Source organism: Desemzia sp. FAM 23989 (assembly GCF_045528345.1).
GTDB lineage: Bacteria > Bacillota > Bacilli > Lactobacillales > Carnobacteriaceae > Desemzia.
This window is the reverse complement of sequence record NZ_JBGQQT010000016.1, coordinates 27,241-40,639: the sequence shown is the minus strand read 5'-3', so window position 1 is coordinate 40,639 and position 13,399 is coordinate 27,241. Positions and strand designations below refer to the sequence as shown.

The window sequence follows — 13,399 nt, the reverse complement described above, 5'->3', positions numbered from 1 at the left end:
TTTTGTCACAATTTATGACGGACTATTCATTGCTTTCTGATGATTCCTCTTCGCTTTCAGCAGAGTCTTGATTATCCGTATTTTCCTTTTCTTGCGTTTTCGCTGCATTGTCTTCTGGGAAACTAAAGATGATCTCTCCTTCTTGGGATAAGTAGTATTGACTTCTAGCTAATTTCGCTATGTAATCGTCATCTTCAAGCTTTTTGACCTCATCTTGAAGGCTTTCATGTTGCTTTTCTACATCCGTTAATTCTTCTGCTGCTACTACATTTGCGGTATCCAGGGCTGCGATCTCTTGCGTATTTTTCACCAGATTAACTGACAGCGCCAAGATAAATGCGCTGCTAATCGTTACGATAGCCGCAATCCGTCTTCTTTTCTGCTTTTTAAATTTGGTTTCACGATGCGCTTGAACGGTTTTCGTTTGAGTGAATTCATTTTCTAATTGCGTCACATTACCTTTTCTATTTTTCATGATCCCACACCTCTTCTACTCAAATGGATTTCTCTTTAAAATAATACGTACTTTTATAGTGTACCAATTTTTTGTTTTTTTGTATTGTCGGAGGACTTATTGTACAACTTTGTACTTTATTCACTCTGAATCAATGATGGTGGCCGCCAGTCTAGGGGTTCATTTGCCCAAATGACCAGCCGCTTCTTCTACGCTCACATTATACCAAGTATGCCTTTACATTTCTATGCGGAATTGCAAAAAGATTAAAAGAATGAGTCGATTTTTGCGTATAGTTCTTAAAAGAGAGGTTGATGGAGGATGGCTTATAAGGAAAGAGAGAAGTCATACAATTTGTTGATGATGGAGTCGTTGAGTATTCGGATGGAGTTGACGTTGAAGCAGCAGTATTATTATCAGAATTTGTTGAGAGGTTACAAGGGAGAATGCGATTTTGATAAGTTGACTGTGAAGTTGGATGGGAATTTTTTGGTCCTGAATGATTTGCCATTAAAGGTGGATGGCAGGTATTTTCAGATTGATACATTGATTATCGGTGTGAAATCGGTGAGAGTTTATGAAGTAAAGAATTATATGGGAGAATATATTTTTAAAGGTGACGATCTTTACATTGCGTCGTCAGACAAAAGTATTCTGACGCCTTTTAATCAACTCGAGCGTTTGCTGACTTCTATCCGCCAAGTATTGGCCGAGTTGGGAATTCATTTGCCGGTGAGCGGGTTTGTAGCTTTTGTCGATCCCAATATGTGTCTCTATCAAGCTCCATACCGGCCAGAGCTTTTACTACCGGGGAAATTAGAAAAACATTTAACTCAAGTAGCCAGCCACGGCGCTCCTTTAACCAGCAAACATCACGAGTTGGCCATGAAACTTTGCGAACGGTGTGTACTCGAACCGCCTTACAAAGACTTGCCTGAGTATACGTATGAATTGTTGACGAAAGGTGTGTCTTGCGCAGAGTGTGGGAGTTTACGAGTCACGCTGCCGACGGGCAAGAGCCGGTATTGCGCATGTGAAAAGTGCGGGCACCAAGAACCGGTCACGAAGACGATTTGCCGCCTGGTGGACGAGTATCGTCGGCTGTTTCCGGGAAGAGAAATCACATCCACGGCTATTTATGAGTGGTGTGGCGGATTGTTTACTAAGAAGAGAATACGGATAGTGTTGGGGAAATATTTTAAGGCTACAGGTACGAAGCGTTTGATGACTTATATCTAAATGAAGGTCTTTTCAATTTAGCCGTTGCTTCCAAATTGCTTTTGGAATAGTGGCTGATTGAAAAGACTTTTTTGGTCTGGCTCGTCATGCTGCTTCAAGAGATTAAAAGTAATAGTGTTTTTCACTAGTTGGCTTTTAAAAGAATGATTACTTGGTTTTTTGTTCAGACTGGCTTGTGCAGGAAGGTGGTGCTTTGATAGGTAATTTTGGTTTTAGATGAGGATAGGTTAGTGAAGGGATTTTTGGGATAGGAAGGGTTGTTTTTTAGGTATTGAGTAGTTTGGGTTTGGAGTAGCTTGGGTTTGGAGTAGCTTGGGTTTGGAGTAGCTTGGGTTTGGAGTAGCTTGGGTTTGGAGTAGCTTGGGTTTGGAGTAGCTTGGGTTTGGAGTAGCTTGGGTTTGGAGTAGCTGTGTGCGCTGCAAATGGACGCTATGACTTTAGTTAGGGCCATTTGGGGACTTGCGGCTGCACCGAATGGACGCTATGACTCTAGTTAGAGTCATTTGGAGACTGCCGGTTGCCCCAAATGGACACTACGACTTTAGTTAGGGCCATTTGAGGTCTCGCGACTGCTCCAAATGAACGCTATGAATCTTGTTAGAGCCATTTGGAGACTTGTGGCTGCTCCAAATGGACGCTACGACTTTAGTTAGGGCCATTTAGGGACTAGTGGCTACCCCAAATGGACGCTACGACTCTAGTTAGGGCCATTTGGGGTCTTGTGGCTGCTCCAAATGGACGCTATGACTCTAGTTAGAGCCATTTGGGGACTTGCGGCTACCCCAAATGGACGCTGCGACTCTAGTTAGGGCCATTTGGGGTCTTGTGGCTGCTCCAAATGGACGCTATGACTCTAGTTAGAGCCATTTGGGGTCTTGCGGCCGCTCCAAATGGACGCTACGACTTTAGTTAGAGCCATTTTAGGACTTGCGGCTGCTCCAAATGGACGCTACGACTCTTGCTAGAGCCATTTGGGGACTTGCGGCTGCTCCGAATGGACGCTACAACTCTAGTTAGAGCCATTTGAGTACTTGTCACTGCACCGAATGGACGCTACGACTCTAGTTAGGGCCATTTGGGGACTTGCGGCTGCTCCAAATGGACGCTACGACTCTTGCTAGAGCCATTTGGGGACTTTTCACTGCTCCGAATGGACGCTATGACTCTAGTTAGAGTCATTTGGAGACTGCCGGTTGCCCCAAATGGACACTACGACTTTAGTTAGGGCCATTTGGGGTCTTGTGGCTGCACCGAATGGACGCTGCGACTTTAGTTAGGGCCATTTGGGGACTTGCGGCTGCTCCAAATGGACGCTACATCTCGTGTTAGTGCCATTTGAGGACTTGTCACTGCCCCGAATGGACGCTACTACTCTTGTTAGTGCCATTTGAGGTCTTGTCACTGCTCCAAATGGACGCTACGACTCTTGTTAGAGCCATTTGGGGTCTTGTGGCTGCTCCAAATGGACGCTATGACTCTAGTTAGAGCCATTTGGGGTCTTGTGGCTACCCCAAATGGACGCTACGACTCTAGTTAGGGCCATTTGAGTACTTGTGGCTACCCCAAATGGACGCTACGAATCTAATTAGAGCCATTTAGGGACTTGCGGCTGCTCCGAATGGACGCTACAACTCTAGTTAGAGCCATTTGAGTACTTGTCACTGCTCCAAATGGACGCTACAACTCTAGTTAGGGCCATTTGGGGACTTGCGGCTGCTCCAAATGGACGCTACGACTCTAGTTAGTGCCATTTGGGGACTTTTCACTGCTCCAAATGGACGCTACATCTCGTGTTAGTGCCATTTAAGTACTTACTACCGCTCCAAATAGACGCTCCCAAACCACCCATTACCTTAAAAAAACTCACAAAACCTAAAGCAAGCCCACCCCATTACCAATCAATAGCTTTTTGCCCCAGCAAAAAGCCACCTATCGAAAAAATAGGTGGCTGAAGGGAGATTTATTTTTCCGTATTGCTGATAACGGTGTACATCTCTGCGGCTTCGTCTTTTTTAGTGGTTTCGACTAGTTTGTCGATGCGAATGACTAGTGTGCGGTTTCCGAAGGCGATCGTTAATTCGTCGCCCTCTTTGACAGTCGATGATGATTTGGCAACGGCGCCGTTGATTTGGATTCTGCCTTTGTCCGCCACTTCTTTCGCGATGGTGCGGCGCTTGATGATGCGTGAAACTTTTAGAAATTTGTCTAATCTCATAAGCCTAGCTCCTTTTCTTTTGCTTTGATTTTTTGCCAGATGGCGTCTACTTCTTCTACCGTATTGGCTTCCACTCCGTCAAATACATGCGGGTGGCGTCTGCGTAATTTGGTATTGATGGCTTCGAGCACGTCTTCCAACGTGAAGGCACCTGTGTATTCGGCGTAACTCGTTTGGTACAGCACTTGGCACAAGACATCGCCCAACTCTTCTATTAAATTGCGGGTGTCTTGGTTTTGGATGGCCTCCACCAATTCCTCCGTTTCCTCGCGCAAATAGGGAATCAGCGTCTCATGCGTCTGCTGTTTGATCCACACGTCGCCGCCTTCTCCAGAAATCTCGTCCATATAAAATTGCAGTGTCTGGAAGGATTTGGTGCGCTCATCTTGCTTTAAAGCAGGCACAAACAGCACAGCCGAAGCGGAGTTTATTTGGAAGGAAGGCTCTTGGTTCAGGGTGAACCATTCCACACTTTCTTGAGCGGTGCCCGGTTCTTGGATCAAGGCTGCTTGGTGATCCGGCGGGTACTTTTTATCTAAAATCGACCCGACGAGGCTTAATACAGGCGCATCATGGATGTCTTCAATGATGACCGATTGGCCTAACGCCAACTGGTCCCCATCCAGCTTTTTAGCGGGGATCCATTGGAATCCATTTGAAAAATCGCTTTGTGCAGCTTTAAAAATTACTTCTAAAACGGATAAATTCATGTTCTTCCCTACTTTCTCAATACTCTTTTGCCAAACGGAAGGGACAACCATTCGCGCAAGGCCAAGAGTTTGAATGAAATAATGGCTTTCACAAATACTGCCACGCCGATCCCGACTCCTAAAAGTGCCATGATAAATGAGCCGACACGACTGGCGTCTAAACCGGTCACGTGGATCAAGCTCGTGGCGACCAATACCGTCGCACTCATAATGACGGAACTCGCGGCTAACTTCCAGCCAAAACCTTTCGCATAAACGGCCGCTTTCAAGTTAGCCCCTAATTTGAGCCAACTGAACACAAGCGTAGTCAATAAGGCCAATACCGTTCCAAAACTGGAACCAGCTGTTCCCCATAGTATCACCAAATGCGTGTTCACCAACATTTTCACTACTAAACCAATCATCAATCCGACAAATGCCAGACGATGCTGGTTGCGGCTTTGGAAAACTGCATTGACGGCCCCGATCAAGGATGCCAAAAAGATGGAAACCAAGTAAATCCCAATGGTCAAGTTGCCTTCTTTATCGCCAAACAACGTGTGGTTCAAATATGGAGTCAAGAGTATCATACCAAAAGTAGCGGCTGCAGCAATAGTGATAGTGATCCGCAAAAATGATTTGGCAATGTGCACAAAGTCTGCTGCCTTCTTCTCGACCACGCTGGCCGTCAACATCGGCAATAAACTGGATGAAAAAGCCGTTGCAACGACCATTCCTAATTGCACCAGCGGCTGGCCGCGATCATAGATCCCTTTTAAATTCCGAGCCGCTTCAGGTGCTACACCTGACTGGACCAGCCCGTTATATAACGTAAACGAGTCAATCAGCTGCAGTAACAACAACATCGCACTCAATAAACACAAGACCAGTCCTTCTGTCCCTAAACGTTTGAGCAGCCTTTGATAAGTCGGCACTGCATCTGAATCTGGCTGGATGACTGCGGAAAACGGCCGCTTCTTGTGATGCGAGACCATATAAATCACCATCGTCACCGAAGCAGCGATCGCGGCGATCCACGCACTGCTCATCGCATCGGCACCCATTTGGTATACCGATTGGTAGCTGGCGTTGAACGTATAGGCAACCAGTAAAATCACAGCCACTCGAACGACTTGTTCGACCACTTGTGAAACAGCTGTCGGGATCATTTGAAACGTACCTTGGAAATAGCCGCGCGAAACGGACAAGAAAGGCACCAGCAAAAATTGCCAGGACACCGCTTGAATGATGCCGCTGAGTTGGCGGTCCCCCATGCCGTCTGCGATCACATTTGCGCCGAAATACAAGGCTAGAAAAATCGCCAAGGAAATGCCCCCCAACAAGACAAACAATCGCTGCTGGACTTTCCGCTGCAGTTCGGTTGGCGTTTCTGCAATGATCTTAGACAGAAACACCGGCAATCCGTTCAAGGCTAGTGTCATGCCCAATCCATACAAGGGGTAAACTTGCTGGTACACGTAAAACCCGGTGTTGCCGACCATGTTTTGGAACGGGACGCGGTAGACCGCGCTGAGGACTTTCGCTATAAAAGCGGCAATCGTTAAGATAACAGCGCCATTCATTGTTTTTTTCAGTTGCTGGTTTCCCATTTACTTGTCCTCATCTCTTTGCGTTAATGACTTTCAGCGTTATCTGTCCGGTATTCTACAATGTTTTGCGCAAATTTTTCGATGTAGCCTAACCACTGATAAGTAGTTTTCAGGTAATCTTTTTGCAAGCACAAGGTTACTGTCAATTTGCCTTTGACTACACCCACATCGGCTTTCAACGGGATATCGCTGAGTGCTCGGAATGTTTCTTCTCCCGGCAGCTGTTGTGTTCCTTGAGTAGAAAACGTGATGTCGATTTGATCGTCTTTGCGTTTGATGTGTTCAATTAAAGCATATTCGCCGTAGAACTTGATCAATCCAATCGTCAACAAGTCAGCAGCTTCATCAGGGAAGTTCCCGAAGCGGTCGATCAAGTCGTCTTGCAATTGGACGTATTCATCGTGGCTGTTCAGCTCTCGAATGCGTTTGTAGATCTCAATTTTCTGGCGTTGATCGGAAATGTATTCGTTCGGCAAGTAAGCATTGATGCCCAAGTCGATTTCCACTTTAGTTTTCTTGTCTTTTTCTTCACCGCCGCGTTTGCGCACCACAGCTTCGTTCAGCATTTCGGAGTACAAATCAAATCCGACTGAATCGATAAAGCCGTGCTGTTGTTTCCCAAGCAAGTTCCCTGCCCCGCGGATCGATAAGTCTCGCATGGCGATTTTGAAGCCGGAACCTAGTTCGGTAAAGTCTTTGATGGCTTGCAGCCGTTTTTCACTGACTTCATTCAAGACTTTATTTTGTTGGTACATCAAATAGGCATAAGCGACACGATTGCTCCGTCCGACGCGGCCTCTCAATTGATACAATTGCGACAAGCCCATGTGGTCCGCATTTTCTACGAACAAAGTATTCACATTCGGCATGTCCACACCCGTTTCAATGATCGTGGTTGTGACTAAAACATCGTATTGACCTTCCACAAATTCAAACAAAACATTCTCCAATTGCGTTTCTGTCATTTGACCATGGGCGTAAGCGATGCGGGCATCTGGAATCAGGGCTTCCAGTTCCGATACACGCCGTTCGATCGTTTCGACGCGGTTATACAAGTAAAAGGCTTGTCCTCCCCGAGCCATTTCCCGTTCGACGGCTTCTCGGATCGCGCCAGGATTTTGTTCCATGACATAGGTCTGCACTGGGTACCGGCTGGCGGGCGGAGTTTCGATGACCGATAAGTCCCGCACGCCCAGCATCGACATGTGCAACGTCCGTGGAATCGGTGTCGCCGTCAAGGTCAACACGTCCACTTGCTCTTTCAATGCTTTTAGTTTTTCTTTGTGCTTCACGCCAAATCGTTGTTCCTCGTCAATGATCAATAACCCAATATCGTGGAATTCCACGTCATTAGATAACAAACGATGGGTTCCCACAACCACATCGACCTGGCCTTTTTTGATGCCTTTGATCGTTTCAGCTTGTTGTTTTTTAGTACGGAAACGACTCATGATCGACACTTCCACCGGGAAATCGGCAAAGCGTTCCATCATCGTTTCGTAATGCTGCTGTGCTAGAATTGTCGTCGGTACTAAGAATGCGGCTTGTTTGCCTTCTTGGACTGCTTTAAAGATTGCTCTTAAAGCAACTTCCGTTTTCCCGTAGCCAACGTCTCCGACCAACAACCGATCCATCGGCTTTTTCTTTTCCATATCGCGCTTGATTTCTTCCGTACTGCGTAACTGATCTTCGGTTTCCGAGTAAGGGAAAGCATCTTCGAATTCTTTTTGGTATTCCGTGTCTGGTGAAAAAGCGTAGCCCACTTCTTGGTCACGAGCCGCATACAACTCGATCAACTCGTCTGCAATGTCTTCCACTTTACTGGCAACTTTATGCTTGGTTTTGGCCCATTCGGTTCCGCCCAGTTTGTTGACTTTAGGGGTTTTGGATTCGGAAGAAACGTATTTTTGCAGCAAATTCAATTGCGTTACTGGAATGAATAATTTGGCGTCATCTTTATAAATAATCGACATGTAATCTTGATTGACGCCATTGATTTCCAACGTTTCCATACCAGTATATTTCCCGATCCCGTGATTGACGTGCACCACAAAATCTCCTGGATTCAACTCGCTGTAGCTCTTGATCCGTTCCGCATTCGACATGGTTTGACGGCGATTGGCTTTTTTCTTCGCGACTTTATTGAACAATTCCCGTTCCGTCAATAAGACGAATTTCTCTGTCGGCAATTCAAATCCATTGCGGATACTGCCGATGACAATTTGGACGCTGCCCAATTCAAGCGCATCTGGAGTCACAACTTTACTGTGGATCTCAAAGTCTTCAAACGTCTGATGGACTTTTTGCGCCCGTTCATTGGTCGGTACGGTCACTAAAACCGTATGCTCTTGTTTTTCCCAACGGGTCATCTCTGTTTTCAGCAACGGCATTTGGCCAAAGAATTGCTGCATACTGCGGTATTGGAAGGGGTGAATGGCATCAAAGCGCAGATTGCCCATCCCTTTTTGAAAGAGAACAAAATACACGCGGTCCCTTTGTGTTTGCTTCATCAATGATTTAAAGTCGTGTGAAAAATGCTGCTGCTGCAAGATTTGGCGTGTGCTTAATTTGCTCGTTACCCATTCCGCTTCTTCGGTTTCCGCATGACGCTCGGCTTCAAGAATACGCGGATAATCATCCAGCACCAAAACCGCATTTCCAGCCATATAGTCTAAGATGCTGCTTTTTTCTGTGTACACATAATCGGTGAACATCACCAATTCGTCGATCGATTCGCCATAGTTGAAGGCATCTACGATCGGTGCCATGTTGTTCGTGAAGTCTTGTTTGCTGGCATCTTCCGTCAATAAGTTTTTATTGCGTTCTACCGCATCCGTAAATGATTGCGCTTGTTGCTGCAGCAGTTCTTTCGTAAAAATCGTATCACTGGCCGGCAATATTTTAATCGCTTCAATAGTATCGACCGAACGTTGCGTCCCAGCTTCAAAGAATCGCATCGAATCCACTTCGGTATCAAATAATTCGATCCGCACCGGATTTTCTTCCGTTAACGGGTAAATATCAATGATTCCCCCGCGGATACTGAATTCTCCCGGACTACCTACCAATTGCTGGCGCACATATCCCATATCGACCAGCTTTTGCGCCAAGTTTGTCGGGTCCAACTCTCCGCCGATTTCCACTTCAAATGTGTTCTCTTTCCATAAGCTGACTGGTGGCAATAATTTGCGCACACCCGCCACCGGAACAAAAATAACCCCCGGCTCTCCTGATAATAAGAAATCCATAGCAGCAATTCGTTCACTGCGGGCTTCTGGTGAGGCGATCGCCATCTCAGCATAGACCATTTCATCTACCGGAAAAATATGCAGCTTGTCGTCATCGACCAAACCCGTGAAATCTTCCATCAATTGATTGGCATGAAATAAATTGTGCGCAATCACAACGATCGGCTGTTGCTTTTCTTTTAGCATGGCAGCTATCACTAAAGTTCTAGCTGAGCCAGACAACCCGGTTACGAGTTGCGTTTGCTTCTTACCGATCGGGTCGATAACAGCTTTAACACTATCCATACCAGCCAGTAACTGTACTACATCTCCCATATGATATTGCCTCCGTTTTATCTTAATTAAAGTGATTCATCGTATCCATAAATTTGTGCCCATCCAGCCAATGATTCGTAGCCTCCGCACTTTTTTTCACCGCGTCCAAAATGTCTTCATGAACCTCTTTTGGAAATCCGCTCAACACGTGTTGAACAACGGTTTGTTTCGGAAATGGACGGTCGATACCGATCCGGATCCGATTGAAATCTTGTGTCCCGATGTGCTGGATGATGCTCTTGATGCCGTTGTGCCCGCCTGCACTCCCTTTTTGACGCAAACGAATCTTCCCGACTGGCAAATCCAAGTCATCATAAATTACCAGCAAATCTTCCACGTCGACGCCATAATAATCCATCAATGCTCTGACAGCTTTTCCAGAATCATTCATAAAAGTTTGTGGTTTAACGAACAAAGTTTTTTCTCCATCAAAACGAGCTTCAGCGACATCCGCTTCAAATTTTGATTTGTTGAACGAAAATTTATGTTGGTAAGCCAATTCATCTAATGTAATAAAACCAATATTGTGTTTGGTGTCTTGATATTTTTTCCCAGGGTTTCCTAGGCCTACAATCATCTTCATTGTACACTCTCCAATTTGAACGTTAATGGACGCAAAAAAGCGCTGCACGAAACAACCTTCGCCCAGTACGATCTCTTTTTAAACTTTCATCTAGTATAGCACAATTTAAAACACAAAAGGAATAGGTTGCTTGCTTTAAAAAAAGTTTATAAAATATTTCACATGACAGCGTTTTAATTAAACCTTACCTCTGTAAACTTTTTCCTTTTTACAGTATACTGAATGTAGTTCAAGCAGAGCTTATGATTCTATTAAAGATATGGAGGAATTGAACATGGGAAACAAAAATGATAATCAAAAAGTTATTTTAGTAGGGGACGGAGCAGTTGGGTCTAGTTACGCATTTGCTCTAGTAACACAGAATATTGCTCAAGAACTTGGTATCATTGACATCGATAAAGCAAAAACTGAAGGTGACGCTTTAGATTTATCACACGCCTTGGCCTTCACTTCTCCAAAGAAAATCTATGCGGCTGACTACAGCGACTGCCACGATGCAGATATCGTCGTCATTTCAGCAGGAGCTGCTCAAAAACCTGGTGAAACCAGACTTGATTTAGTGAAAAAAAATATGCGCATTTTTAAAGGCATTATCGGCCAAATCATGGACAGCGGCTTCGACGGTATTTTCTTAGTCGCTACGAACCCGGTAGATATCTTGACTTATGCCACTTGGAAATTCTCTGGACTACCGAAACACCGTGTTATCGGATCTGGGACTTCTCTAGACAGCGCCCGTTTCCGTCAAGAAATCGCAACGATTTTAGACGTCGATGCACGTAACGTCCATGGCTATATTTTAGGTGAACACGGAGATACAGAGTTTCCAGTATGGTCTCACGCCAACGTTGCCGGCCTGCAAATTTACGAATGGATCAAAGAAAATCCCGGTGTTGACGAACAAGCCCTAGTCGATGTATTCTTTAAAGTACGCGACGCCGCTTACGACATCATCGAAAAGAAAGGTGCTACTTTCTACGGAATCGCCGCAGCACTAGCCCGTATCACTAAAGCTATTTTGGGTAACGAAAATGCCGTTCTACCAGTTTCCGCTTATTTAGACGGGCAATACGGCCAAGAAGATGTTTACATCGGTGTTCCGGCCATCGTCAACCGTCAAGGAATCCGCAAAGTCGTGGAAATTCCATTAAGCGAATCTGAAGCAGCGAAAATGAACCATTCTGCTGAGACCTTGAAATCGATCGGTCATGAGGCTTTGGAAGAAGTTATGAAAGATCAATAAACCTATACAAAACGATTCAATATTAACTGATGAAGAATAAAAATCCTGTTCAAGGTTGAGTATACTCTCTTGAACAGGATTTTTATTTAAACTCCATTCTCAACTACTCATAATACCTTCCACGTCCAGAACCATGTGCCTGGTAATATTTTTTGAAGACATAGCGGATTCTTTTCTCCGTCACCAACCCGCCGCACCAATCATCAACTAAATTAAACGCTACTCTTCTTCCCGGGAACATCATTTTGCATTCTTCAATATGACGGAAAATACATTCAGCTGCTACCTCTCGATACCCGCAACCAGCACAGGTTATTGTTTTGCCTTTATTTTTAACTTCATGAATGAACTCCCCGCAATTCTCGCAAATCAGCCCTTTTTTGAGCTCGTCATACTCGTAACTAGGAACGCCTTTCAATGTCGGTATAGATTGAGCGGAAACTTCACACAATTTGCTCGCTACATAAATATGCTCTTGAGTTAATTTTCCATCTAATTGGTTCATTTGGCGAAAATGTTGCGGAATGGAAGTTGGCAGCAGCACTCTTTCTGAATAAGAAACATCATACAAAGTGAATTCCGGATGAACAAACACGATAAAAGATTTGATAGGCAAGTTGATGCCATATTCGTACAAGATCTTTTGCAAATACGTTTCCTTCCGATTCAACCATTCAATCGGACTTTCAAACTTAAAATCAGAAAATACTGAACGAAAAAAGCCGTCTTTATAATAGTATGTTCCTTCATAATTTTTGATTTCGTATAAATAAATGGCATAAGCAGTGATAATTAAAGCATCAATTTGAAATTCGTTGCCATCATCCTGAAATGGCAAATCGTTCAATATCAAGCAGTCACACTCTAATTTTTCCGTCAACACATCAAAACAGCACTCGCCATAGTACCCTTTCTTTTGATTCATATAGTATTTATGCACTTTAGCGCTTAACTGAGTACGTTTGTACAGCACTTCCAACATAGCCAGCACAGTAGGTTTCTTTCTTTTTTTATAGATCATCACAAATCCTCCTTTTACACACAATATACGTAAAAAAAAGCGTTCTCTTTTTTACAAATAAGAAATTTTTCGCGGGGCGAAAAATCTCCTTTTTGAAAGGATCTGAGTGCTTAAAATGGAGCTTATCGTTGATTACCTGACTTGTGAGGATCAAAGTAATAGCGATAAGTCAGATAATTCTCCTTTTCCTGACTTGTAGGACTGAAAATTAAGGCCGTAAGTCAGGTTTACTCCTTTTACCTGACTTGTCAGCATCAAACTACTCACCACAAGTCAGATAAAGACCACGAGCCCTTCTCTCATGACACTCCGAGCTTCATACCTAAGTAAACCAAGACCTTTTTTAATAAGAAATTTTTCGCCTCGCGAAAAATCTCCTTTTTGAAAGGATCTGAGTGCTTAAAATGAAGTTTATCGTCGATAACCTGACTTGTGGGGAACAAAATAATAGCGATAAGTCAGATAACTCTCCTTTTCCTGACTTGTGGGACTGAAAATTAAGGCCGTAAGTCAGATTTATCCCTTTTACCTAACTTGTGAACACTAAACTACTCACCACAAGTCAGGTAAAGACCACAAGCGGCTTTTCTCATGCCCCTCCGAGCTTCATATCTAAGTAAACCAAGACCTTTTTTAATAAGAAATTTTTCGCCTCGCGAAAAATCTCCTTTTTGAAAGGATCTGAGTGCTTAAAATGGAGCTTATCGTTGATTACCTGACTTGTGAGGATCAAAGTAATAGCGATAAGTCAGATAATTCTCCTTTTCCTGACTTGTAGGACT

General features: G+C 44.4%; 9 protein-coding genes. 2 read left to right on the top strand and 7 right to left on the bottom strand.

Translation table 11 applies throughout. The features are described 5' to 3' along the window. Positions 1-22: 22 nt before the first annotated feature. The gene (locus ACEN36_RS09505) at positions 23-475 is read right to left on the bottom strand and encodes an FtsB family cell division protein (protein WP_407102415.1); all 453 of its coding nucleotides are present in this window, start codon (positions 473-475) and stop codon (positions 23-25) included. 300 nt (positions 476-775) lie between these two features. Between ACEN36_RS09505 and ACEN36_RS09500 the strand changes: the two genes are divergently transcribed. Then, positions 776-1,693, top strand: coding sequence for an NERD domain-containing protein (locus ACEN36_RS09500; protein WP_407126460.1), 918 nt, complete (start codon positions 776-778; stop codon positions 1,691-1,693). 1,960 nt (positions 1,694-3,653) lie between these two features. Here the strand turns inward: ACEN36_RS09500 and ACEN36_RS09495 are convergent. From ACEN36_RS09495 to pth, 5 genes are read right to left on the bottom strand one after another with little or no spacing between them, the layout of a single operon-like run. Then, positions 3,654-3,908 (bottom strand): RNA-binding S4 domain-containing protein, encoded by a 255-nt coding sequence (locus ACEN36_RS09495; RefSeq protein ID WP_079650950.1) that lies wholly within the window; start codon positions 3,906-3,908, stop codon positions 3,654-3,656. After that, entirely contained in the window at positions 3,905-4,618 is a 714-nt protein-coding gene (locus ACEN36_RS09490; RefSeq protein ID WP_407096235.1) for a MazG nucleotide pyrophosphohydrolase domain-containing protein, read from the bottom strand. Before ACEN36_RS09490 ends, ACEN36_RS09495 begins: the two co-directional genes overlap by 4 nt. A gap of 8 nt (positions 4,619-4,626) precedes the next feature. Continuing rightward, complete coding sequence (locus ACEN36_RS09485) at positions 4,627-6,180, bottom strand: oligosaccharide flippase family protein (RefSeq protein ID WP_407096320.1); 1,554 nt, start codon at positions 6,178-6,180, stop codon at positions 4,627-4,629. A 50-nt stretch (positions 6,181-6,230) separates the two neighbouring features. Further along, positions 6,231-9,740 (bottom strand): transcription-repair coupling factor, encoded by a 3,510-nt coding sequence (gene mfd / locus ACEN36_RS09480; RefSeq protein ID WP_407126480.1) that lies wholly within the window; start codon positions 9,738-9,740, stop codon positions 6,231-6,233. 52 nt (positions 9,741-9,792) lie between these two features. Further along, a complete protein-coding gene (gene pth / locus ACEN36_RS09475; RefSeq protein WP_407096234.1) occupies positions 9,793-10,353 on the bottom strand; it encodes an aminoacyl-tRNA hydrolase in 561 nt (186 codons plus the stop codon). A 274-nt stretch (positions 10,354-10,627) separates the two neighbouring features. Between pth and ACEN36_RS09470 the strand changes: the two genes are divergently transcribed. Beyond that, a complete protein-coding gene (locus tag ACEN36_RS09470; protein WP_407096233.1) occupies positions 10,628-11,596 on the top strand; it encodes an L-lactate dehydrogenase in 969 nt (322 codons plus the stop codon). A 103-nt stretch (positions 11,597-11,699) separates the two neighbouring features. Here the strand turns inward: ACEN36_RS09470 and ACEN36_RS09465 are convergent, their stop codons facing one another. Then, a complete protein-coding gene (locus tag ACEN36_RS09465) occupies positions 11,700-12,617 on the bottom strand; it encodes a nuclease-related domain-containing protein (RefSeq protein WP_407126459.1) in 918 nt (305 codons plus the stop codon). Positions 12,618-13,399 lie beyond the last annotated feature (782 nt).

Coding starts and splice junctions, on each gene's coding strand:
- ACEN36_RS09505 (WP_407102415.1), bottom strand. CDS start 475: ATGAAAAATAGAAAAGGTAATGTGACGCAATTAGAAAATGAATTCACT.
- ACEN36_RS09500 (WP_407126460.1), top strand. CDS start 776: ATGGCTTATAAGGAAAGAGAGAAGTCATACAATTTGTTGATGATGGAG.
- ACEN36_RS09495 (WP_079650950.1), bottom strand. CDS start 3,908: ATGAGATTAGACAAATTTCTAAAAGTTTCACGCATCATCAAGCGCCGC.
- ACEN36_RS09490 (WP_407096235.1), bottom strand. CDS start 4,618: ATGAATTTATCCGTTTTAGAAGTAATTTTTAAAGCTGCACAAAGCGAT.
- ACEN36_RS09485 (WP_407096320.1), bottom strand. CDS start 6,180: ATGAATGGCGCTGTTATCTTAACGATTGCCGCTTTTATAGCGAAAGTC.
- mfd (WP_407126480.1), bottom strand. CDS start 9,740: ATGGATAGTGTTAAAGCTGTTATCGACCCGATCGGTAAGAAGCAAACG.
- pth (WP_407096234.1), bottom strand. CDS start 10,353: ATGAAGATGATTGTAGGCCTAGGAAACCCTGGGAAAAAATATCAAGAC.
- ACEN36_RS09470 (WP_407096233.1), top strand. CDS start 10,628: ATGGGAAACAAAAATGATAATCAAAAAGTTATTTTAGTAGGGGACGGA.
- ACEN36_RS09465 (WP_407126459.1), bottom strand. CDS start 12,617: ATGATCTATAAAAAAAGAAAGAAACCTACTGTGCTGGCTATGTTGGAA.